The sequence below is a fragment of the Marinomonas epiphytica genome, from assembly GCF_054780655.1.
The window spans coordinates 393,250-416,804 of the sequence record NZ_BAAGVX010000026.1 but is presented as its reverse complement, the minus strand read 5'-3'; the positions used below and the strand labels follow the sequence as shown (position 1 = coordinate 416,804).

24 protein-coding genes are annotated in these 23,555 nt (G+C 44.4%); 14 read left to right on the top strand and 10 right to left on the bottom strand.

The annotated features are described in order from the left end of the window. The 3 genes from ACYVGZ_RS07070 to ACYVGZ_RS07060 are packed head-to-tail and all read left to right on the top strand — an operon-like array spanning nt 1 to nt 960. Nucleotides 1-345 (top strand): DsrE family protein, encoded by a 345-nt coding sequence (locus ACYVGZ_RS07070; protein ID WP_460753190.1) that lies wholly within the window; start codon nt 1-3, stop codon nt 343-345. A 1-nt stretch (nt 346) separates the two neighbouring features. Next, a complete protein-coding gene (gene tusB / locus ACYVGZ_RS07065; protein ID WP_460753187.1) occupies nt 347-631 on the top strand; it encodes a sulfurtransferase complex subunit TusB in 285 nt (94 codons plus the stop codon). Between the two features lie 5 nt (nt 632-636). Beyond that, complete coding sequence (locus tag ACYVGZ_RS07060) at nt 637-960, top strand: TusE/DsrC/DsvC family sulfur relay protein (RefSeq protein WP_460753184.1); 324 nt, start codon at nt 637-639, stop codon at nt 958-960. Between the two features lie 45 nt (nt 961-1,005). Here ACYVGZ_RS07060 and cobA read toward each other — a convergent pair whose 3' ends face one another. From cobA to ACYVGZ_RS07025, 7 genes are all read right to left on the bottom strand, one after another. Then, entirely contained in the window at nt 1,006-1,749 is a 744-nt protein-coding gene (gene cobA, locus ACYVGZ_RS07055) for a uroporphyrinogen-III C-methyltransferase (RefSeq protein WP_460753182.1), read from the bottom strand. 54 nt (nt 1,750-1,803) lie between these two features. Beyond that, nucleotides 1,804-3,105, bottom strand: a complete 1,302-nt coding sequence (gene serS, locus ACYVGZ_RS07050) for a serine--tRNA ligase (protein WP_460753179.1) — start codon at nt 3,103-3,105, stop codon at nt 1,804-1,806. 61 nt (nt 3,106-3,166) lie between these two features. Beyond that, the gene (crcB, locus tag ACYVGZ_RS07045; RefSeq protein ID WP_460753177.1) at nt 3,167-3,538 is read right to left on the bottom strand and encodes a fluoride efflux transporter CrcB; all 372 of its coding nucleotides are present in this window, start codon (nt 3,536-3,538) and stop codon (nt 3,167-3,169) included. After that, nucleotides 3,535-4,890 (bottom strand): replication-associated recombination protein A, encoded by a 1,356-nt coding sequence (locus tag ACYVGZ_RS07040; protein ID WP_460753174.1) that lies wholly within the window; start codon nt 4,888-4,890, stop codon nt 3,535-3,537. The genes crcB and ACYVGZ_RS07040 overlap by 4 nt, the downstream gene beginning before the upstream one ends. After that, nucleotides 4,890-5,501, bottom strand: a complete 612-nt coding sequence (gene lolA, locus ACYVGZ_RS07035) for an outer membrane lipoprotein chaperone LolA (RefSeq protein ID WP_460753172.1) — start codon at nt 5,499-5,501, stop codon at nt 4,890-4,892. The genes ACYVGZ_RS07040 and lolA overlap by 1 nt, the downstream gene beginning before the upstream one ends. Before the next feature lie 29 nt (nt 5,502-5,530). Beyond that, nucleotides 5,531-8,266 (bottom strand): DNA translocase FtsK, encoded by a 2,736-nt coding sequence (locus ACYVGZ_RS07030; RefSeq protein WP_460753169.1) that lies wholly within the window; start codon nt 8,264-8,266, stop codon nt 5,531-5,533. Between the two features lie 132 nt (nt 8,267-8,398). After that, entirely contained in the window at nt 8,399-9,259 is an 861-nt protein-coding gene (locus ACYVGZ_RS07025) for a hypothetical protein (RefSeq protein ID WP_460753166.1), read from the bottom strand. A gap of 517 nt (nt 9,260-9,776) precedes the next feature. Between ACYVGZ_RS07025 and aat the strand changes: the two genes are divergently transcribed. Together aat and infA are read left to right on the top strand one after the other, a co-directional pair. Beyond that, a complete protein-coding gene (aat, locus tag ACYVGZ_RS07020; RefSeq protein WP_460753164.1) occupies nt 9,777-10,517 on the top strand; it encodes a leucyl/phenylalanyl-tRNA--protein transferase in 741 nt (246 codons plus the stop codon). A 195-nt stretch (nt 10,518-10,712) separates the two neighbouring features. Continuing rightward, nucleotides 10,713-10,931, top strand: coding sequence for a translation initiation factor IF-1 (gene infA, locus ACYVGZ_RS07015; RefSeq protein ID WP_012070936.1), 219 nt, complete (start codon nt 10,713-10,715; stop codon nt 10,929-10,931). A gap of 91 nt (nt 10,932-11,022) precedes the next feature. Here the strand turns inward: infA and clpA are convergent, their stop codons facing one another. Together clpA and clpS are read right to left on the bottom strand one after the other, a co-directional pair. Further along, a complete protein-coding gene (gene clpA / locus ACYVGZ_RS07010; protein ID WP_460753160.1) occupies nt 11,023-13,281 on the bottom strand; it encodes an ATP-dependent Clp protease ATP-binding subunit ClpA in 2,259 nt (752 codons plus the stop codon). 20 nt (nt 13,282-13,301) lie between these two features. After that, nucleotides 13,302-13,649 carry an ATP-dependent Clp protease adapter ClpS gene (gene clpS, locus ACYVGZ_RS07005; protein WP_460753157.1) on the bottom strand — a complete coding sequence of 116 codons (348 nt, stop codon included), beginning with the start codon at nt 13,647-13,649 and terminating at the stop codon, nt 13,302-13,304. 280 nt (nt 13,650-13,929) lie between these two features. Here clpS and ACYVGZ_RS07000 point away from each other — a divergent pair, with 280 nt between their 5' ends. From ACYVGZ_RS07000 to ACYVGZ_RS06960, 9 genes are all read left to right on the top strand, one after another. Then, the gene (locus ACYVGZ_RS07000; protein WP_460753155.1) at nt 13,930-14,157 is read left to right on the top strand and encodes a cold shock domain-containing protein; all 228 of its coding nucleotides are present in this window, start codon (nt 13,930-13,932) and stop codon (nt 14,155-14,157) included. 82 nt (nt 14,158-14,239) lie between these two features. Then, nucleotides 14,240-14,953, top strand: coding sequence for a pseudouridine synthase (locus tag ACYVGZ_RS06995; RefSeq protein WP_460753152.1), 714 nt, complete (start codon nt 14,240-14,242; stop codon nt 14,951-14,953). After that, complete coding sequence (locus ACYVGZ_RS06990; RefSeq protein WP_460753149.1) at nt 14,886-15,290, top strand: NUDIX domain-containing protein; 405 nt, start codon at nt 14,886-14,888, stop codon at nt 15,288-15,290. Before ACYVGZ_RS06995 ends, ACYVGZ_RS06990 begins: the two co-directional genes overlap by 68 nt. 70 nt (nt 15,291-15,360) lie before the next feature. Then, nucleotides 15,361-16,482 carry a tRNA 2-thiouridine(34) synthase MnmA gene (gene mnmA, locus ACYVGZ_RS06985; protein ID WP_460753146.1) on the top strand — a complete coding sequence of 374 codons (1,122 nt, stop codon included), beginning with the start codon at nt 15,361-15,363 and terminating at the stop codon, nt 16,480-16,482. Between the two features lie 15 nt (nt 16,483-16,497). Beyond that, nucleotides 16,498-17,124, top strand: a complete 627-nt coding sequence (gene hflD / locus ACYVGZ_RS06980; RefSeq protein WP_460753143.1) for a high frequency lysogenization protein HflD — start codon at nt 16,498-16,500, stop codon at nt 17,122-17,124. A 306-nt stretch (nt 17,125-17,430) separates the two neighbouring features. Beyond that, nucleotides 17,431-19,650, top strand: coding sequence for an NADP-dependent isocitrate dehydrogenase (locus tag ACYVGZ_RS06975; protein WP_460753141.1), 2,220 nt, complete (start codon nt 17,431-17,433; stop codon nt 19,648-19,650). A 147-nt stretch (nt 19,651-19,797) separates the two neighbouring features. Next, the gene (gene purB, locus ACYVGZ_RS06970) at nt 19,798-21,171 is read left to right on the top strand and encodes an adenylosuccinate lyase (protein WP_460753138.1); all 1,374 of its coding nucleotides are present in this window, start codon (nt 19,798-19,800) and stop codon (nt 21,169-21,171) included. 75 nt (nt 21,172-21,246) lie between these two features. Further along, nucleotides 21,247-22,443, top strand: a complete 1,197-nt coding sequence (locus ACYVGZ_RS06965; protein ID WP_460753135.1) for a JmjC domain-containing protein — start codon at nt 21,247-21,249, stop codon at nt 22,441-22,443. 8 nt (nt 22,444-22,451) lie between these two features. Continuing rightward, complete coding sequence (locus ACYVGZ_RS06960) at nt 22,452-22,868, top strand: GNAT family N-acetyltransferase (protein ID WP_460753132.1); 417 nt, start codon at nt 22,452-22,454, stop codon at nt 22,866-22,868. Nucleotides 22,869-22,914: 46 nt separating this feature from the next. Here ACYVGZ_RS06960 and ACYVGZ_RS06955 read toward each other — a convergent pair whose 3' ends face one another. Further along, the gene (locus tag ACYVGZ_RS06955; RefSeq protein WP_460753743.1) at nt 22,915-23,535 is read right to left on the bottom strand and encodes an FKBP-type peptidyl-prolyl cis-trans isomerase; all 621 of its coding nucleotides are present in this window, start codon (nt 23,533-23,535) and stop codon (nt 22,915-22,917) included. Between the last annotated feature and the right edge of the window lie 20 nt (nt 23,536-23,555).

The following is a 23,555-nucleotide window of genomic DNA, read 5'->3' as shown; positions in this document are numbered from 1 at the left end:
ATGAAAAGCACCCTGATACATTTAACCAGCGCCCCACTCTCTAATCTAGCCTGCAAAGAAGGCTTAGACTTAGCTTTGGTGCTTGGCACTTTTGAGCAAAAAGTTGATTTATGTTTATCCGGCTCGGCCCTAGCATTATTAAACAGCGAACAACAACCCAAGCCAGAGCAGGGTAAAAACCTTCACAAGCTTTTGGCCGGTTTAGAGTTTTACGACATTGAAAACGTGTATATAAAGCAATCAAATGCACCAACAGAGAATACTATTTGGCCTGGCACAACCCAATTAAGCTCAGCGGATTGGCAAGGCTTGTTTGCTCAGTATCACCAGATATTTAGGTTCTAATATGACATTACACCAACTCAACCAAGCTCATTATTCTGATGATATCGAAAATCTATGGCTGGCAAACTTAAAAACTGGCGATAGCGTGTTATTACTTGAAGAAGCGGTACTAAGATTAACTCAAGAAAAGCGGTGGCCAACCATGATTCTTGATCAACAAGTGACACTTTACTACCTTGAAGAAGACTTAACCGCTTACGGCATTAACTCGTCTCTCGGTAAAAGCTTAAGTGATGAGGCTTGGGTAGAGTTAACCCTCAATGCAGACAAACAAATAAGTTGGTAATCTAGATGACTACAGATACTCAACCGCCATTAGATGAAGAAGGCTACCTATTAAACCTTGTGGATTGGACACCAGAACTTGCCCAACACCTAGCTTTAGAAGAATCACTAAGCTTAACCGATGAACACTGGGAGATTATTTATCTACTAAGAGAGTTCTATCAAGAGTTTGAGGTGTCTCCGGCCATGCGTCCGCTAGTGAAAGCTGTCAGCAAAAAACTGGGCCCCGAAAAGGGCCGTAGCATTTACCTGATGCGCTTATTTCCTGGCAGCCCACCAAAACTCGCCGCCAAAATAGCGGGCTTACCTAAGCCTGCAAATTGCCTTTAAAAGCTATACGATTAAAGGCACACTATGCCTTTAATCGTGAACGCACTAATACTTTCCGTACCACTCTAATTTGCTTTGCAGCTGTACAACTTCACCAATAATCAGCAAAGCGGGAGACTTTACTTCGTTTTCAGTCACCACATCATGAATGTCGGCTATGGTAGAGGTAAACACTCTTTGAGCTTTACTGGTGCCTTTTTCGACGACGGCAACAGGCATACTGGCTGACATACCGAAGCGAATAAGAGACTGACTAATTTCTTCAAGGCCAGTCAAGCCCATATAAATAACAAGGGTCTGAGCAGGATGAACCAACTCATCCCAAGGCAACTCTGTGGTGCCATCTTTCAAGTGCCCTGTTAAAAACCGCACGGATTGCGCGTAATCTCGGTGAGTAAGAGGAATACCTGCATAAGCAGCACACCCAGCCGCTGCGGTTATGCCAGGTACAACTTCAAAGGGAACTTGTTCATCCATTAGCTCTTCAAGCTCTTCCCCACCACGTCCAAAGATGAACGGGTCACCCCCTTTTAAGCGCACCACCATTTTACCTTGCTTAGCTTTACTCGCTAACAAAGCATTTATTTCGTTTTGTGGCAGACTATGCAGGGACTTAGCTTTACCTACATACATTTTTTCTGCCGCTTCTGGAATCAAAGCGATAATCTCTTCGCCTACTAAACGGTCGTATAACACGACCTCAGCTTGAGCCAGCAATTTATGGGCCTTTAAAGTGAGCAGCTCAGGGTCGCCTGGACCTGCTCCAATTAAGTACACCTTACCTGTCATATTTTCTTACCTTATAAAAAAGCCTCTAAAAGAGGCTTTTTAAGCATCTTTTCTCTAGGCTTTCGCCAATACTTTTTTGCCACCCATGTATGGCACTAACACTTCTGGCACCTGCACACTGCCATCTTCGTTTTGGTAATTCTCCAGTACAGCCACCAAAGTACGGCCCACTGCCAAACCAGAACCATTCAAGGTATGTGCCAATTCTGGACGACCTGTCTCAGGGTTACGCCATCTTGCTTGCATACGGCGAGCTTGGAAGTCTCCCATATTTGAACAAGATGAAATTTCACGGTATTTACCCTGACCAGGCAACCAGACTTCAATATCATAGGTTTTGTGAGCAGAGAAGCCTAAGTCTCCACCACAAAGAATAACGGTGCGGTAAGGTAGCTCTAGTTTTTGCAAAATCGTTTCTGCGTGACCCACAAGGTCTTCTAGAATAGCTTCTGAACGATCAGGACGGCATACGTGCACTAATTCCACTTTTTCAAACTGGTGCTGACGAATCATACCGCGCGTATCACGTCCGTAACTGCCGGCCTCACTGCGGAAACATGGGGTGTGAGTAACGAACTTTTTATGCAAATCCGCATCATTTAAAATCTCATCACGTACCAAATTGGTTACAGGTACTTCAGCAGTAGGAATTAGGTATAAATCGTTGTTACCGCTTTCTTTATCTACTGGTACCTTAAACAGATCTTCTTCAAATTTTGGTAATTGGCCTGTACCTTTCAAAGAGTGGGCATTCACCAAATAAGGCACATACACTTCATCATAGCCGTGCTCATCGGTATGTGTATTGATCATAAATTGGGTCAGCGCTCGATGAAGGCGCGCAAGGTCAGACTTCATTACCGCAAAGCGAGAACCTGTTAATTTTACCGCAGCTTCGAAGTCTAGTTGTTCCAGACCTTCACCTAGATCCACATGATCTTTTGCCTCGAAAGAGAACTCCTTCGGAGTTCCCCAACGACGCACTTCAACATTATCGTCCTCGGTTTTACCTTCAGGAACAGAATCGTGAGGAATATTTGGAATACCTTCTAGCAGGCTGTCTAAACTTTGTTGAACAGTAACCAACTGTTCTTTAGCGACACTTAGGTCATCACCTAAAGTAGCAGTTTGCGCTTTCAACTCAGCCGCTTTGTCTTTATCGCCAGCTTTCATGGCTTGGCCAATTTGTTTAGAAACCGCGTTACGGGACTGTTGCAATTGTTCTGTTTCTACCTGAATGGCTTTACGACGCTCTTCTAAGGAAGAAAAGGTCGCAACATCTAACTCATAGCCTTTTTTCTTTAACAGTGTGGCAATAGCTTCTGGGTCAGCACGGAGCGCTTTTATGTCTAACATTTTTGCAACAGTTTCCTATAATGATTTAACCAGAGTTTCATTCTGGCCTTTGAATAAAAATTTACACTAGTCGAGCAAGGCCGATGCCAATCATCAGCGCGACAACACCCAACAAACAGCTTAATAATAAATAGCTCGCCGCACTTAGCCAAGCTTGCATGTTAATTAATGAGACTATTTCCAGAGAAAAAGTCGAAAAAGTGGTAAAAGCCCCTAGAAAACCGACCATAACCAACGGGCGATAGGCTTCTAAGGATGGTATTCTCTCACTTATAAAAACAAACGCTAAGCCCATAAAAAAACAGCCTATAACATTGATTAATAAGGTTGCCAAAGGAAAAGGAAGGGACCAAAAAGAATTTACCAACCGACCTAGTTCAAAACGAGCTAAAGCACCAAGTGCACCGCCCAAGGCGATCATAAAGTACATCATTCGTGCCAACCAGAATCTTTTAAATAGCGTTTAAGAGCACTATTCTCATCCAAACTTTTTAGCCAATTAAGTTTTTCGCCTATCTTACCCTCTAAGCCGCGCTCAGTAGGCTGATAATAGCGAGTTCCAGCCAATTCTTCTGGCAAATACTCTTCACCAGCAGCGTATGCATTAGGCTCGTTATGGGCATAGCGGTACTCATCCCCATGCCCCATACTTTTTGCCAAGGAAGTCGGCGCATTTCGCAAATGAATGGGTACGTCAAAACTGGGCTGTGCTGCCACATCTCTCATAACTTGATTAAGAGCCATATACAAAGCATTGCTCTTTGGGGCGCACGCCATATACACAGCGGCCTGAGCGATGGCCCTATTGCCTTCTTTTGGGCCGACTCGCTCAAATATATCCCAAGCGTTCAAACCTACCTGCAAAGCCCTTGGATCCGCATTACCTATGTCTTCTGAGGCGATCGCCAATAAGCGCCGAGCAATATAAAGCGGGTCGCAACCACCATCTAACATTCGTGCCATCCAATATAAGGCGCCGTCTGGTGAAGAGCCTCTAACCGATTTATGAAAAGCCGATATTTGGTCATAGAACACATCACCTTGACGATCAAAACGGCGCACACTCCCACCCAACACATCTTCTAGGTGCTCAGCGTTAACCGCTTCTCCTGGCTCTACTAGGTCAGACAATATTTCTAAAAAATTTAAGCTGCGGCGTATATCGCCATCTGCCGCCTGAGATAAAATACGCAAAGACTCATCGTCAACCTGTAACCCTGTGCCTCCTAAACCACGCTCTTCGTCTTGTAAGGCATGCGTTAGTACCTGATAAATATCATCTGCACTGGGTGTTTTTAAGCGGTACACTCTAGCCCGAGAGAGCAAGGCTGAGTTAAGTTCAAAAGCGGGGTTTTCGGTAGTAGCACCGATAAATAAGAAAGTACCGTCTTCTATGTAGGGTAAAAAGGCATCCTGCTGGGATTTATTAAATCTATGCACTTCATCGACAAACAAGACTGTTTGCCCACCGTTCATGAGCCTAATTTGCTGCGCCTGCTCCACTGCAGCACGGATTTCTTTCACCCCAGACATAACCGCAGAAAGCTCAATAAACTGAGCACTCAAAGAACGGCTTAACAATTGAGCAAAGGTGGTTTTACCTACCCCTGGCGGCCCCCATAAGATAAAAGAATGGCAATGACCTGTTTCCACCATTTTTCGCAGTGGTTTCCCTTCTGCAACCAAATGTGACTGACCGACATAGTCAGTAAGTTGCTTTGGGCGCATGCGTGCCGCCAAAGGCTCATAGGCTCCTTCTGGGGCTTGTGAAAACAAATCTTGCATTATTGCCCTTCAACAATAAGGTCAACATGATCCGGTAGATCTAGGGAGAAGTTTTCTCTCGCTACCCCTTCATGTTGTTCAACATTTTTAAATTCGATGACCGTCGTTTGCCCTAGGGCATCCGTTATACTCATGGCGGTCACCAGCTCTTGTTTAAACGACAAAACAAGGGATTCAAACAGTTGTTCATCTTGTTTTGGAAGCAACTGAAACTTACCTGGACTTAGCTGGCTAACATCATAATGAGGCAGCACCTGTGCAGCAGGCTGCCCAAGCAAAGCGGCTGGGGAATTGCCGATTTCTCCCGCTAAGGGCTTTTGGGTTGCCTGTTCTAAATCCACATCCCAAACCGTTAACGTAACACCATCGGAAAGAATACGCTGCGGAAAAGGTGATACCGTATCCCAAACAAACTGATTGGGCTTAGCTAGTAAAAAAACGCCCTCACTAGCTTGTATTTGTTTACCTGCCTCGTCATAGGTCACTTGACGAAACTCACCTTCAATGTCGCGGTTATCTTCTAACAAGGCTTCAAGGGCCTGTGAACCTGACGCGAAAGCCATACTTACGCTAAACCAAACGCATAGCACGCCCGCAAGAATTTGTTTCATCTCTTTATTCTCCTACTCACACCCATTATTTATTCTGGGATCAAAATTTCTCTTTGGCCGTTGGTTCCCATTGGACCAACTAAACCTGCAGCCTCCATGGCTTCAACTAGATTTGCTGCTCGGTTATAGCCTATTTTCAAACGTCTTTGGATAGAGGAAATAGAAGCTTTACGGGTTTCTATAACGATCTTTACTGCTTCATCATAAAGGGCGTCTTTGTCTTCACTGTCATCTGAGCCCATTAGGTCCTCAGGATTAACAACCACATCGTCAATGTATTCCGGCTCGCCACGCTGCTTCCATTCTTCCACCACTGCATGTACTTCATCGTCTGAAACAAAAGCTCCATGCACACGTATTGGGGTGGGTAAACCAGCAGGCAAATACAGCATATCCCCCATACCTAGTAATTGATCTGCACCGCCTTGATCCAAAATTGTGCGTGAATCAATTTTTGAAGAAACCTGGAATGCCATCCGGGTCGGAATGTTAGCCTTAATCAAGCCAGTAATGACATCTACCGAAGGACGCTGAGTGGCCAATACTAAGTGTATTCCCGCAGCCCTCGCTTTTTGGGCAATACGAGCGATCAACTCCTCTACTTTTTTACCGACTATCATCATCATGTCGGCAAATTCATCCACCACAATAACAATGTAAGGCAATGGCTCCAAGTAAGGCACAGTACGGGCAACACCGTCTTCTGAAAACATGGCCTGTTCAGGTTGCCATAGGGGATCCTCTATGGGCTGTCCGGCCTCAATGGCATCCCTAACTTTTTTATTAAAACCGGCAATATTCCGCACCCCAAGCTTAGACATTAGCTTGTAGCGACGTTCCATTTCATCTACCGACCAACGCAAGCCGTTCGCTGCGTCTTTCATATCCGTGATCACAGGCGTCAATAGATGAGGAATCCCTTCATAAATTGATAGCTCCAACATTTTCGGATCCACCATGATCAAGCGCACTTCATCTGGGGTCGATTTAAGCAACATACTCAAAATCATGGCGTTCACACCAACGGACTTACCTGAACCTGTAGTACCGGCTACCAGCACATGGGGCATTTTAGCAAGGTCTACCACAACAGGTTCCCCAGATATATCATGACCAAGCGATAATGTGAGCGGTGAAGAAGCGTTATCGTACATGTCACAGTTAATAACTTCTGAGAAGAACACGGTATCGCGAACCTGATTTGGGATTTCTATCCCTATAGTAGATTTACCCGCAATGACTTCTACAACACGTACACTCATTACACTTAAAGACCTTGCCAAGTCTTTTGCAAGGTTGGTGATTCGAGATACTTTCACCCCTGGGGCCGGTTGAATCTCGAAGCGTGTAATAACAGGCCCAGGATTCACCTCTACCACTTCCGCTTTCACACCAAACTCACGAAGGCGCAGTTCCAACAACTCAGATAACGCCAATAGCTCGTCTTCTGAATAGCCACCCTTCTTGGGTTTAGGTTTGGTTAATACCGAACGATCTGGAAGGGTATACGCCTTGTCTTTAGAGTTTGATTTAGTGTCTTCATTGCCGTCCAGCGCATCTAACTGTTTCGCTTCAGACAGGGTTTTAAAAGCGGGTTTATGATCTGGAATCGTTTCAACGATAGGCTGTTTAACGGTAGAGCTCGCAGGTTTAGCTTCGCCACCAAACAGGAGCTGATCGGCCTCTTCTTTTGAAACTCTCTTTGTTGCCTCCTCTTGCTCAACGAGTGGTTGATGATCAGCCACCTTAGTTGGAGACTGCCCCCACTCTTCGTCAATATAAAGGGTATCCCCAACACTGACTTCCTGTTCATTGGAGGAAAAATCATCCACAGATAAACTGTCTAGACCCACAAAGTCCGGTTCAGTGTGTCTATCTTTTGCTTCTAGGGCGAGCTCAGGGTTGGTCTCTTCCTTATTTTTCTTATTAAATAAAGAAAGAAGCTTTAAGCCTTTTGAGGTAACTTGTGGTGACTCTAGTTCTGAGTCTAACGCGCCTTGCTCTTCTGTCGCTTCTGTTTCTTGTTGCTTAGAAAAAAGCGCTCGACGTTTTTTACGAACAATGGCCGGCTCTTCGTCTTCGTCTTCTTCTAAAACAGGCAAGGTATCCGTTTCAGCACTCCCTTCAAGCTGAGTCTTTTGGTTTTCTGCTCGATAAGCCTGCCATTTGCAAGCAATGGCACTGGCTATACGATAGGCCCATTCGCCTAACCTATCCATCAGATCGGCCCAGTGCAGCTGAGTTAATAAAGTAAAAGCCAGTATGACAAAAGCTAAACTCACCAAAGTCGCTCCGTCATAACCAATCACTTCAAACAGCAATACTCCTAGTCCACGACCTAAAATGCCTCCGGCGCCATACTGAAGTTGTGTACTGCCAATGGTGTGCAAATAGCAAAGCACTGAACCAAAAGATAAATATAAAATACACCCTAGTGTAGATAATAGTGCGTTATTAAAAGGCAATAGCTTATGTGGGTTACGCCAAATAATCACAGCAACCCAGATGAATAAGGGGGGCAAGGTGTAAAACAAGGAACCAAAAAAGCTCGATGCCAGGTCTGCCAGTAACGCACCAATAGGGCCCATGGAGTTTTGAATCGGAGTGCCGTTACCAGAGTAAAACCACCCTGCATCCGTAGGTTCATAGGAGTAGGTGGCCAAACCAAGAAAAAACAATAAAAGCAGCGCCACAATAAAAGCCGCTTGTTTGGCAAACATATCCTTAATGGGTGATCTTACTGACTCACTCTGCTCTTGCGCCAAAATACCTGTCCTACATCCAATTTAAATCACGTTTATGGCAAAATAAAAAAAAGGCCATAGCGGCCTTAGCTTAACATAAAAAAAGCCAACCCAAAGGGTTGGCTTTCGTTTTTACTCTAAGAAAGGGAAATCTTAGAAAGAAACTTCAGCACCCACTACAGAGTAGTCAGCAGTTGCGTCATCTTCGTAGTCTACGTAAGTAGCGTAGTAACGGATGTCGCCAACTTGGTAATTAACAGTACCTTCAGTGATGCCTTGATCTTTTAGATCAACACCAGCAGACGCTTCACCGTCAAGAGTGTAGTACTGAACTGCAGCAGAAAGCTCTTCAGTTAGAGCAAGGTCAAGACCTAGACCGTAGTTGCTTACGTCTTTGTCTGTAGTAGCTGTATCAACACGAGAACCAGTTTGGTAGAAAGCAGAGATAGTTGCGATACCAGCAGGAACACTTGCACCTAGAGTTAGGATATGCTCGTCAGAGTTAGCACCACCAGATACACCCAAAGTTACACCAGAAACATCAGTTGCATAGTTAAAAGCAATAGCGCCTTTGTTTTCACCTTCTGCGACTTCAAGAGCAACGGTTAGTTCGTCGCTTACTGCGTAACGAATACCAAGACCAGTACCTAGGTCTTCTTTGGCACCGTCGTTATCTTCTTCAACACCAGCACTGAATGCTGCATCGTCGCCCATAGAGCCGTCGAAATCACCGAATTGTACCGCACCTTGCTTAACGTAGATTTCATCAAGATCGAAACCGCCGTCAGAACCAGTAGTATCACCTTCCATATCAAGGTCAAAGTATACTACACCAGTATCACCGATGATGTTTACTTCGCCTTCAGAACCAGCAGTGTCAGTGCCGTTATCAACAGATTTGTAGCTAAGACCAGCTGTACCTTTGAAAACTGGCTCAGCGGCTAGAGTAGTAGTAGAAACAGCAGCCGCAACAGCAGATACTGCAAAAACAGAAGCAAGTTTAATCGCTTTCATTCAAGATTCCCCTTTAATTATATTATGTGGCCTTAAAAGACCTTTAGTAAGTTTCTTACCACTCAATAAATGTTGGTAAATCAACCATTTCTAGTATCTTAAAACCGATCGATTTCACTTTTATGACAAATGCATGAAAAGCAAAAATCATGTAGTTCCAAACACCGCGTTCGATTGTGTTTTGAATCACTGTTTCGGACTAACCCGATTAAAACCAAGTTTTCCTTTACAGGTCAAGTGCCTCGTGCACTTTTTTTTCTTTTTTTACACTGAATTCCATTATTTTGAGCAAAAAACAATCAAACAAGCTAAAAAACAGGTTTCTTTTGACTTTTGCTTACACTTTGATTTCACACTCATGCGATAACTGTGCAGACAAATCACAAGAAAAATGTCTTTGTTTGCTTAATTGCGTTATCGGTTTCATAATCGGCTTCTTTAATTTTTTTCAACAATATCATCGAATTAATTTTTGATAGCGTTATAAAATGTTTTTTTAGGATTATTTTGTAAGCTTATGTCGAGCCCTGAAAACAATTCTCCCGAACTTCTATTACTTTCGGAGTCCCCTTATGAGACCCCAGACCCTAATAAAGCATTAGCCGATCCAGACGGGCTTGCCGCGGTAGGAGGGGATTTATCCAGCGAACGCCTTATTCACCTCTACAGCAAAGGTTTCTTCCCTTGGTTTAGCGAACCAGATCCGATTTTATGGTGGCACCCCAGTGAGCGCTGCACTCTAAACCCAGCGCTGTTCCATCAATCTCGATCACTATCTAAAGCCATAAAAAAGGCGCCTTGGTGTTATTCTTTCAATCAGGCCTTTGACCAAGTCATTGAACACTGTGCCGATCTTAGAAAGCACCAAGAAGGCACTTGGATATCCCCTGAAATCCAACAAGCCTACCGCCATTTACATACTCAAGGCTATGCTCACTCCATTGAAATTTGGCTAAATGACGAACTCGTGGGCGGCTTTTATGGCGTCGCCATAGGAAAGATGTTCTTCGGCGAATCCATGTTTTCACTCAAAGCGAATGCCTCAAAAGTAGCGCTGAGCACTTTTTGCCGACTGGCACAAAGCTTAGATATCGCTCTTATTGACTGCCAGGTTGAATCTGAGCACCTTATGAGCCTTGGGGCAGAACTGACCCCACGAACTAAGTTTATTCGCTTACTTGAAGAGCTCACTTACCCGTTAGAAAAAAACCGAAAACTAGAGACTCTTGCTCAGGCAGGCAAACAAAAACTGCCTTAACAATCGAAAAGAAAGGCTTTTGACTAAGTAAATTTGCCTTACGGTGTTTTTTTAGGCAAAATACCCGCGACTAATTTTAGGCGTTCTTAAATTCGCTACTGATAGCAATTTAACGTTCGCAGCTCACGCTTCTAACCTGAGTGTCGACCAACGCCTAGCTAAAATGAAAAGTTATCACATCATAGGACACTTATTGTGGCAAAAGAAGAAGGCTTAGAAATGGAAGGCACTATCATTGATACGTTGCCTAATACCATGTTCCGTGTCGAACTAGAAAATGGACACGTTGTAATCGCGCATATTTCTGGAAAAATGCGTAAGAACTACATTCGCATCCTAACGGGCGATAAAGTTAAAGTGGAATTAACACCATACGACCTATCAAAAGGGCGTATTGTTTACCGTGCTCGTTAAGAATCACAGCTGAGCTGGATTCTAGACAAGACACTGTCGACATAAAAAAACCGGGCTCTGAACCCGGTTTTTTTATGTCTGAAGCATCCGTTTAGTGAAGTACGGCTTCTTTTACCACCTCGAAGGTCAGCTCATCTCGCTGCTCATCTAGCAAGACTTTCACTTGCCCCCCATCACTAAGCTCACCAAACAAGATATGATCTGCTAATGGCTTCTTCAAGTATTCTTGAATCACTCGTGCCATAGGCCGAGCTCCCATTTGTCTATCATAACCTTTATTGGCCAACCAACCACGGGCTGTGTCAGTCACCTCTAACTGTACTGCTTTCGGATCAAGTTGAGCTTGTAACTCAACCAAGAATTTATCCACCACGTTAAAGATAATGCGCTCATCCAGTTGTTTAAACTGAATCACAGCATCTAAGCGGTTGCGAAACTCAGGGGTGAAGGTTTTATTAATCACTTCCATACCATCAGAAGAGTGATCCTGACTAGAGAAACCAATAGAGCGCTTAGCCAACTCCTCTGCCCCAGCATTAGAGGTCATGATTAAAATGACGTTTCTAAAATCCGCTTTACGACCATTGTTGTCGGTCAAGGTGCCGTGATCCATTACCTGCAATAATAGATTGAAGACTTCTGGATGGGCTTTCTCAATTTCATCCAGCAACACCACACTGTGAGGGTTCTTAGTGACCGCTTCAGTCAACAAGCCTCCTTGATCAAAGCCAACATAACCCGGTGGTGCACCAATTAAACGCGAAACAGCGTGGCGCTCCATATATTCGGACATGTCAAAACGAATGAGCTCCAAGCCAAGCTGTTGCGCCAACTGCTTAGTTACTTCCGTTTTACCCACCCCGGTGGGGCCAGCCATTAAGAAAGAACCAATGGGCTTTTGCTCAGCTTTCAAACCAGCTCGTGACAGCTTGATGGCCGCAGAAAGGGAGTCAATGGCTTCATCTTGCCCAAACACCACCATTTTCAGGTTTCGCTCTAAGTTCGATAACACCTGTTTATCATCGGCATTGACTGAGCGCACTGGCACACGCGCAATCTTGGAGACGATATCCTCGATTTCCGCAACCCCAATAACCTCTTTGCGCTTGCCTTCCGGTTGCAAGCGCTGATATGCCCCTGCTTCATCAACCACATCAATGGCTTTGTCTGGCATATGACGGTCGGTAACATAACGTTGCGCCAACTCAGCTGCAGCCAACAAGGCTGGCTCTTCATATTTAATCTGATGGTGCTCTTCAAAAGAGCCAATAATCCCTTTCAGAATTTGGTAGGTGTCATCCACACTCGGCTCGTTGACATCTATCTTTTGGAAACGGCGAGCTAAAGCATGATCTTTTTCAAAGACTCCACGAAACTCTTGAAAAGTGGTCGAGCCGATACAACGCAAACCACCAGAACTTAGTACAGGTTTTAGTAGATTAGAGGCATCCATTACCCCACCAGAAGCCGCTCCTGCGCCTATGATGGTATGGATTTCATCAATAAACAGTATCGCATTTGGTAGTTTTTTAAGCTCGCCTAGCAATTGCTTCAAGCGTTTCTCAAAGTCACCGCGATACTTAGTGCCAGCCAGTAAGGAGCCTAAATCAAGGGAATAAACCACACCATCCGCAATCACATCAGGCACTTGCCCATCGACTATGCGTTTAGCCAAACCTTCAGCAATGGCGGTTTTACCAACACCAGACTCTCCCACCAATAAAGGATTGTTCTTTCGACGACGAGAAAGAGTCTGAATAACACGTTCGATCTCATACTCACGACCAATCAGCCGATCAATCTTACCCTCTTTGGCTTCTTCATTGAGGTTGGTAGCGAATTTTTGCAATGGCGCGGTGTTAGTATCCTCTGTTTCTTCCTCTTCTGCCTGAGCACCGTCCGATGACTCATCATCTAATTTTGAGATTCCATGGGCCACATAATTCACCACGTCAATGCGTTTCACACCATGGCGTTTTAATAAATACACAGCCTGACTTTCTTGTTCGCTGAAAATCGCCACCAGCACATTGGCGCCAGTGACTTCACGTTTACCAGATGACTGCACATGAAACACGGCTCGTTGCAAAACACGTTGAAAACCCAACGTTGGTTGCACTTCACGTTCGTCATCTTCCTCTGGAATTAAAGGGGTTGTACTGTCGACAAACTCTTCGAGTTCTTTGGTTAAGGTATCTAGGCTGATGCCGCAGGCGGTTAACACACCAGAGGCCGCATCATTTTCTATCAGAGCTAATAACAAATGCTCCACAGTCATAAATTCATGGCGTTTGTCACGCGCCGCTTTAAAGGCAGTATTTAGGGTTTGCTCTAGTTCTTTATCTAACATTGCTATTCCCTCACTCCGAATTAATCGACTTTCTGCAGATCACACAACAAGGGGTGCTCATTCTGCTCTACAAACTGTTGTACCATTGCTACTTTCGTTTCTGCAATATCAAAAGGGTAAACACCGCACACCCCTTTTCCTTTTTGGTGTACTTCTAACATGACTTGATTGGCTTTCTCAGTATCCATTGAGAAAAACCGTTGTAATACAAACACTACAAAATCCATGGGGGTAAAGTCGTCATTAAACAGCACCACCTGATACATAGAAGGGGGTTGTAGCTCTGTTTCATCTGGCGCCAGTAAAATACTAGACTGACCATGGTGTTCTTCATCAGACGACATTTTTATAGTTTGGTTCATTATCATTATTTGGTTCTCTGAAACTCTTTATCCAATCTGCACTCAGTCATCCTGCTTCGGCAAAGTGAATTGGGTAATTTGATGACTCTTAGATTTTACAAAACCCCAATCGACTTCTACTCTCATTATTGAAGGGATTAAATGTGCAATCAATGCTTGTAGCAAATATTAACATTGATTCACACAAAAGACTTTGCAGGTATTTCGCAATTTCGCTCTGTCTTTCCCTCAAAAAACACTAACAGTGCAATTACGCAATTAGTAGCGGAGTCAATAGGAGTAACTCATGCATCGTGGATCTGTAAAGTGGTTTAATAACGCGAAAGGCTATGGCTTTATCGTTTCGGAAGATTTCAACGAAGATTTATTTATTCATTATTCAGCCATTAACGTGGAAGGCTATAAAACATTAAAAGCCGGACAAACTGTGAGCTTTAATGTTGAACCCGGCAACCGCGGCTTACATGCCATCGACATTACTCCCGAAGTAAAGGACACCGATACCCCTCATTAAGGCAATCGATCTTTTAGTACGTATTTGTTAATCTACTCACTAAAGCTAGCCTCTTTAGTGAGTTTTTTTATAACGGTACAACATGTCATCTCAGCTTATATTGCTCAACAAACCCTTTCGAGTCATCAGTCAGTTTTCCCCTTCTGGTGATAAAACTACCCTTGCTGACTTCATTAAAGAAACCGATGTGTATCCTGCAGGTAGGCTCGATTACGATTCTGAAGGGCTTTTATTGCTTACTAATAATGGCGCACTGCAGCACATTATTGCATCGCCTAACTTTAAACAGCCTAAGACTTATTGGGTTCAAGTAGAAGGCGAAATAAGCGACGAGGCACTTAAGGCTTTATCTAAAGGGGTTATGTTAAAAGATGGACTAACAAAGCCAGCCATTGCTCAGCGCATACCAGAACCTGACGTATGGCAACGAACACCACCTGTGAGACAAAGGCAAAACATTCCGACTAGCTGGCTTAGCCTGCAAATAAAAGAAGGCAAGAACCGTCAAGTAAGAAGAATGACCGCCGCAGTCGGCTTTCCGACACTAAGGCTCATTCGTTATGCCATCGGCCCTTTTTCAATCGACCAACTTAATCACGGCGAATGGTGTTACGCCTCAATCCCCCCCTCACTCGAACAAGAGGTCAGCCAATTTGAACAACGAAAACAAACAAGGACAACCCCACCTCACCGTCGCCGCAGTCATTCAAAAAAACCACCAATACCTCATGGTAAAAGAATGGCAAGAGGGAAAACTGGTCATCAACCAGCCGGCGGGACACGTGGAAAACGGTGAAAGCCTAACTCAAGCGGTTATCCGTGAAGTACTTGAAGAAACCGGCTGGAAGGTGAGCCCCATTGCTTTGCTAGGCAGCTACAGCTTCACGCCTTATGTTGGGAGCGACACTTACCATAGGGTTTGCTTTCTTTGTGACCCCATAGAGCAAGTTTCTACTCAATTGGATGAAGACATAGACTCTTGTGTTTGGCTGAGCGAGCAAGACATCAAGCAAACCGCGCATCGCAGCCCTTTAGTGGCAGAGTGTATTGAAGATGCCAAAACCGCCCCCATGATAAAACTTGAATTTATTAAGGATCATTTTTTGCTGCCTGAATCAGGTAAAATAAGCTGATACAATAGGCAACTTTATAAAATTAATCTGAGGCTTGCCCCTCCATTCTAAATGAGAACTCATACAGGTCATGAAAGAACCCCTTAACACTAGCAATAACCAAAGCAAAAAAGTCATCGTTGGCATGTCAGGTGGTGTCGACTCGTCTGTGTCCGCACTGATTTTGATGCAACAAGGGTATCAGGTTGAAGGCCTTTTCATGAAAAACTGGGATGAGGATGATGGCACTGAGTACTGTACCGCCAAAGAAGACCTTGCTGATGCTCAAGCCGTTAGTGACACCTTGGGAATCAAGCTACACACAGCAAACTTTGCTGCTGAATATTGGGATAATGTGTTTGAGCATTTTTTAGCCGAATACAAAGCAGGACGAACACCTAACCCTGACATACTGTGCAATAAAGAAATTAAATTTAAAGCTTTTCTTGAATACGCTCTTGCCTTAGGTGCCGACTACATCGCGACTGGTCACTATGTACGACGTGGCGAAGAAAACGGCAAACCTTTGTTACTCAAAGGTTTAGATGGCAATAAAGATCAAAGTTACTTCTTATATGCTGTTGGCAAAGATGAAATTGCCAAAACTCTGTTTCCTGTCGGAGAGTTAGAAAAACCTGAGGTAAGGCGTTTAGCGGAAGAATACAACCTCGTTACTCATAACAAGAAAGATAGCACCGGCATTTGTTTTATCGGTGAAAGACGCTTTAAAGACTTTTTAGAGCAATACCTACCAGCACAACCGGGCGACATCGAAACCTTGACGGGTGATAAAATTGGCCGCCACCATGGTTTGATGTACCACACCATTGGCCAGCGCCAAGGCCTAGGAATTGGAGGCTTAGCCAACTATTCGGACGACCCTTGGTATGTGGTCGAGAAAAATCTCGAACGTAATGTTCTTGTGGTGACTCAAGGGGGGCAAGACGACGCTCTATATAAGAGTCACTTGATAGCCGATAATTTTGATTGGGTAGCAAGGGAGAAGCCAAACTTGCCTTTAACCTGTAAAGCCAAATGTCGTTACCGCCAACCCGATCAAGATTGCACAATCTACGAGCTACCTGATGGCCGAGTTGAAGTGGCCTTTGCTGAGCCGCAAAGAGCCATTACACCAGGCCAATCAGTGGTCTTCTATGTGGATCAAGTTTGCCTGGGTGGCGGTATTATCAACCAAGCTTTTAATAAATCCTAAACAAGAGTGTTTTCTGTGAGTAGTAAAGAAAAACAACAAAGCATTGCTTTAGCCGCTATTTTTCAAGCCGCAGATCTAGTTAGCCAACTAGCGAAAACCGGGCAAGCAGAAAAAGAGCCCATGACACCACTCATTGAAAGCATTCTAATGCTCAACGCAGAGAGTACAGAAGACATTTATGGGGGCTCTTGGGATTGCCAAAGCAATCTTGCCTTGGGCCGCCGCATTACCCGCTTAGCATTAGGCAAAGACCGTAATAGCATTAACCCAGACACCATCCGCTATGCCTTGAGCTTAATACACCTTGAAGGGAAACTCGCAAAAGCCCCCGAGTTGCTTGAAAAAATTGGCCTTACCATAAAACAAATTGAGCAGAAGAAGGGTCTCTACGACACCGTTTTGCATGACAATCTTTTAGCGTCTATTTCAGGTATGTATCAGGACACCTTAAGCACCTTACCTTTTCGTATACAAGTACAGGGAGATAGCCGACACTTACAACAACCTCATGTTGCCAACCCAGTAAGAAGTGTATTAATGGCTGGAATTCGAGCTGCTATGCTATGGCGTCAGCTAGGTGGAAAACGGTGGCACTTGATCTTCAAGCGCAAGCGCATTTTAGCCGCCCTAGACGAGCGCTAAGAACACAAGGTAAGCAATCAAACCAAGCTTATTTAGCCTTATTGATATTTTGTCATCAAATCGTCGCCTAGCTATGCATAATTAACAGCTAAGCTAGGCCTGACGTTACCTTCTAAACCCACAAATAAATCACAATCACTGGCATCAATCTTGAGTATATTCACAAGCGATGTCACTTTGATGCTTTTTTAGGTACTATACTGGGCAAAATTTTTAACCTGATCAGTCAGTTTAATAAAAAGGAACGGCGGCCAAAAGTCACCTTCATAGCAAATGGCTAATAGCCTAACAAGTTAGGGGAATTACATGTCGAAACAAACCATCTATTACACTCTTACCGACGAAGCACCAGCATTAGCAACCTCTTCGCTATTGCCTATTTTTGGCGCATTCGCCAAAGAAGCTGATATCGAACTTAAACTTACTGATATTTCACTTGCTGGTCGTATTCTTGCTGCATTTTCGGACCGTTTACCTGCCGATAAGCAAGTTGAAGATGGCCTGAAATTTTTAGGCGAATTAACGGCTGACCCTAAAGCGAACATTGTTAAGCTACCAAACATCAGTGCTTCTCTTCCTCAGCTAAACGCTGCAATTAAAGAACTTCAAGGCCAAGGCTACGACATTCCTAGCTACCCTGAAAGCGCTCAAACAGACGAAGAAAAAGACGCTCAAGCTCGCTACTCTAAAATTTTAGGCAGTGCAGTAAACCCAGTATTGCGCCAAGGTAACTCTGACCGTCGTGCGCCTGCTGCCGTAAAAGGTTTCGCTCGCAAGAACCCACACTCTATGGGAGCTTGGAAGAAGACATCTGCTAGCCACGCTGACTATATGCGCGGCGGCGACTTCTTCTCTTCTGAACAGTCCGTAACAATGGACAAAGATCAAACTGTCAGCATTGAATTCGTCGGTAAAGACGGTTCTGTAGAATTGAAAAAGTCTTTACCTCTTATTAAAGGTGAAGTACTAGACAGCATGAACATGAGCTGCAAACAGCTGCGTGCTTTCTTCGAAGAAACTCTTCAAGACGCAAAAGAAAACAACATCATGTGGTCACTACACGTGAAAGCGACAATGATGAAAGTTTCTCACCCAATCGTATTCGGCCATGCCGTTACAGTTTTCTTCAAAGACGTTTGGGAAAAATACGGTGAGCTGTTTGACGAAATCGGTGTTAATCCAAACAACGGTCTAGGCAGTGTTTACGACAAGATCAAATCTCTTCCTGAAGCACAACAAGAAGAGATCAAACAAGCGATTGAAGCTTGTTACGAAACACGCCCTGAGCTTGCTATGGTTGATTCCGACAAAGGTATCACTAACCTACACGTACCAAGTGACGTAATCGTTGATGCTTCTATGCCTGCAATGATCCGTAACTCTGGCCAAATGTGGGGCCGTGATGGCAAGTCTAAAGACACGAAAGCAGTTATGCCTGAAAGTACTTACGCGCGCATTTACCAAGAAACCATCAACTTCTGTAAAACCAATGGTGCGTTTGACCCAGTGACTATGGGTACGGTACCAAACGTTGGTTTGATGGCTCAAAAAGCACAAGAATACGGTTCTCATGACAAAACTTTCGAAATGAAAGAAGACGGTGTTATGCGCATCCTTGACGAAAACGGCCAAGTATTGATGCAACACGAGGTTGAAAAAGGCGACATCTGGCGTGCTTGTCAAACTAAAGATGCTCCAATTCGCGACTGGGTAAAACTTGGTGTAACCCGTGCTCGTCAATCTGACACACCTGCTGTCTTCTGGTTAGAAGAAGAGCGCGCTCACGACATCCAGCTTCGTAAGAAAGTAGAACTGTACCTACAAGAGCATGACACAACGGGTCTAGACATTCGCATTATGCCTTACAGCGAAGCGATTCGTTTCTCTATGGAGCGCATTGTGCGAGGCTTAGACACTATCTCTGTAACAGGTAACGTACTACGTGATTACCTAACTGACTTATTCCCAATCATGGAACTTGGCACTTCAGCTAAAATGCTATCTATCGTACCTATGCTTTTAGGTGGTGGTATGTACGAAACAGGCGCAGGCGGTTCTGCACCAAAACACGTACAACAACTAATGGAAGAAAACCACTTACGTTGGGACTCACTAGGTGAATTCCTTGCGGTAGCCGTTTCATTCGAAGAGTTAGGCATTAAGAACGACAATCAAAAAGCCATTGTTCTTGCCAATGCTCTAGATAAAGCGACAGGTCGTCTGCTCGACACCAACAAATCACCTTCTCGTAAAGCGGGTGAATTGGATAACCGTGGCAGCCACTTCTACCTAGCGATGTACTGGGCACAAGAGCTAGCTGCACAAACTGAAGATGCAGCCCTTGCAGAGAAGTTTGCTCCATTGGCTAAAGAGCTGACTGAAAAAGAATCAGCAATTGTTGCTGAGTTGGCTCAGGTTCAGGGTTCTCCTGCCGGTATCGATGGTTACTACCATGCAGACCTTGCAGAAGTTGAAAAAGTCATGCGCCCAAGCGCAACGTTCAACCAAGCTTTAAGCTCTTTATAAGCGAGCAACGCGTTACCCTTTAGTAAAAAGCCCAGAATTCAGTTCTGGGCTTTTTTTATGCTTTAACCTACCGTATACCCTGTATTACCTAGCCTCTTTTGCCTATAATAGCGACTCCCTGAAAACCTTGCTCGAGGCCTTATCTCAATGGAATTAACTAGCTTAAACGCAATTTCCCCTATCGACGGTCGTTACGGATCAAAAACACATGTTTTACGCCGCTCTGTAAGTGAGTACGGCCTGTTACGTATGCGCGTCATAGTCGAAGTGCGTTGGTTACAAGCACTTGCCAACCACCCTCAAATCACTGAAGTACCGGCACTAAGTCAAGAAGCGAACAACATCTTAGACCAATTGGCTGCTAATTTTAGTGAAGCTGATGCGCAAGCCATCAAGGACATTGAGAAAACAACCAATCATGATGTAAAAGCGGTTGAGTACTTCATCAAGAGCAAAATGACAGACAACGCTGAGTTGGCTAACGTCTCTGAGTTTGTTCACTTTGCCTGTACCTCTGAGGACATTAACAACCTATCCCACGCTTTAATGCTAAAAGAAGCCCTAGCAGAAGGCATCACTCCTGAGCTAGAAAACGTTGTCAGCGCGGTTGAAGAACTTGCCCTTGAGCATGCAGAACAACCTATGCTATCTCGTACTCACGGCCAAACTGCTTCCCCTTCTACGGTTGGTAAAGAGATGGCCAACGTAGCGGCTCGCCTTAAACGCCAACTTAAGCAAATCAACCAAGTTGAATTCTTAGGTAAGATCAACGGCGCTGTAGGTAACTATAATGCTCACCTTTCTGCCTACCCAGATGTTGATTGGCAAGCCCATGCTGAACAATTTGTTAGCTCTCTAGGCCTAACCTGGAACCCTTACACCACTCAAATTGAACCCCACGATTACATTGCTGAGTTGTACGATGCAATCAGCCGTTTTAACACGATTCTAATCGACTTTGACCGGGATGTTTGGGGCTATATTTCCATGGGCTTCTTCAAACAAAAAACCATTGCCGGTGAAATTGGTTCTTCCACCATGCCTCATAAAGTCAACCCAATCGACTTTGAAAACTCAGAAGGCAACCTAGGCATCGCCAATGCGATCATGAATCACCTAAGTGCTAAGTTGCCGATTTCTCGCTGGCAACGTGACTTAACAGACTCGACAGTGCTGCGTAACCTTGGTGTTGGTCTTGCACACAGTTTGATCGCCTATCAAGCAACGTTAAAAGGCATCAGCAAACTTGAAATCAATGCCCCACGTTTAGCAGAAGATTTAGATGCGGCTTGGGAAGTTCTTGCAGAACCCATTCAAACGGTAATGCGCCGTTATGGCATTGAATCTCCTTATGAAAAGCTGAAGGAACTGACTCGCGGTCGTACCATTGATCAAGCGACCATTGAAGCCTTCGTTGAGACTCTTGAGCTGCCTGACAGCGCTAAGGCTGAGCTAAAGGCGTTAACCCCAGCCAGCTATATTGGTAATGCCGTTGCTCAAGCTAAAGCCATTCGCGGTTAACTAGCTCTTTAAATGGTTTAAAAAAGAGCCGATTTATCGGCTCTTTTTCGTTTCTTTTCTCTTACGGTATTCAATATGATGGATTTAGACTCCCCCCTTTCATTACTTGGCGGCATGACAGCCAGAACTTTTTTATCAGAATATTGGCAAAAAAAACCCCTTCTCATTCGCCAGGCCCTAGCCGACTTCACACCGCCTTTAGACGCTGATGAACTAGCAGGCCTTGCAATGGAAGAGGAAGTAGAAGCACGTATTGTGATTGAAAAAGGTGAAAAGCCTTGGCAATTATTACAAGGGCCATTTGACGAAGACACTTTCGCCACTTTACCAGAAAAAGAATGGAGCTTATTAGTTCAAGCCGTTGATCACTGGGTTCCAGACATTCAATCTCTTAAAGAACAATTTCAATTTTTACCCAGTTGGCGTCTCGATGATGTAATGGTTAGCTATGCCACTGAAGGCGGTAGTGTTGGCCCCCACTACGATCAATACGATGTTTTCTTATTACAAGCTGCGGGTCAACGACGCTGGCAAGTTCTAGCACCAGAACAGTACCAAGACCATCCTATGCAGGGCGTGGATTTACATATTTTGCAGAACTTTGAGGCAGACCCAAAGCAAGACTGGCTCTTGGACGCTGGTGATATGCTCTATTTGCCTCCTAACTTTGCTCATAATGGACGCGCGCTGGACAATGAGTGCATGACCTACTCAATCGGGTTTAGGGCACCAAGTATGCAAGATGCACTCACTGGCATTCGCGATAAACTGTGTGAAGAGATCAATGCTAAACATCGTTTTTCTGCACCAGAAAGTTTGACCCGGGAACACTCCGCGCAAATCCACCCTAGCGATATTGATTACCTGCAAACTGAGCTAAGTGACATGCTCGCTCAGCCTGAAAATTTAGCCCAATGGCTTGGTACAACCATGAGTGAAAGCAAGTATCCTGAGTACCAGTCGGCATTAACTCAGCAAGAGACCTTACAGGCTTTTGAACAAGCAGTAGCAGGACAAACCTTCTTCCGCCCAGGGGATGCGAGAATTTGCTATTACGAACATGAAACGCAATCAAGCTTAAGTGTTTTCTGCAATGGGGAATCCATTAAAGTGAGCCACACTCTTACAGGTTTCGTACAAGCATTGTGTGAACAGAGTGAATTTGATTTTTCGCAGTTAGATTTATCTCTAGAGGAAGACTTAAAACCCTTACTGTTTTTTATTATTAACCAGCAAGGTTTAGTGGCTCTTAGCACGAATGAAGAGGAGTAAGCGCCTAAATGAAAGCATTAACTTCAGACTGGTCAAGCTCTCAAGAGCAAATTAAGTTTGTTCGCACTCAGGTATTTATTATCGAACAGGGCATTAGCCCAAGTGACGAATGGGACGAACAAGACAAAACCGCCATTCACTTCATTACCTTTGGTAATACAGCTGTACCCACTGGTACTTGCCGCCTTACCGAACAAGGACAAATAGGTCGCTTAGCCGTATTAGAACATTATCGTCAACAAGGCTATGGACAGCTTTTATTAAATAAAGCGATACAAGTCGCAAGAGAAATGCAGATGAGCGACGTTTTCTTACACGCCCAAGTGGAATCTCAAGCCTTTTATCAGCAACAGGGCTTCTTAACCGATGGAAAGGTGTTCCTTTCTGCCGGCAAACTGCATGTAAAGATGACACGTAGAATATAAAAAAAGCGAGCTAAATTAGCTCGCTTTTTTTGCATCAATGAAGTGCTTATACGATTGCAATTAGCTCAACATCAAATTGCAATACAGAATAAGGCTGAATCATAGCACCAGCACCTTGCGCGCCGTAAGCAAGCTCTGCAGGAATAGTAAGACGGTATTTAGCACCCTCTTTCATTAGTTGCAGGCCTTCTGTCCAACCAGCAATAACACCCGTTAGAGGGAACTCAATTGGCTCGCCACGAGCGATAGAGCTATCAAAAACCTGACCATCGATCAAACGACCTTCGTAATGAACACGAACGGTAGATTCACGGCTTGGATTCGCACCAGTACCTTCTTCAAGTACTTCGTACTGTAAGCCAGACTCAGTAGTCTGAACACCTTCTTTAGCTTTGTTTTCAGCTAAGAAGGCTTCGCCAGCTTTCACATTACCTTCAGAAGCGGCTTTTGTTTTCTCTTCCATTTTAGCTTGCAACTCAGCAAACGCAGCTTCAAGCTCTGCACCTGGAACACGCATTTCCGCTTGATTTAGGGCATCTTCAATCGCAGCAAAAAGGTGAGTTAGAGATAATTCTCCTAGGTCACTTCCACGTAATTGATCACCGATTTGACGGCCGATACCGTATGCAATTTTTGCTTCATTCGAGTCGAACGACAGTTCAGACATGTTAAAACTCTCTTTTATTC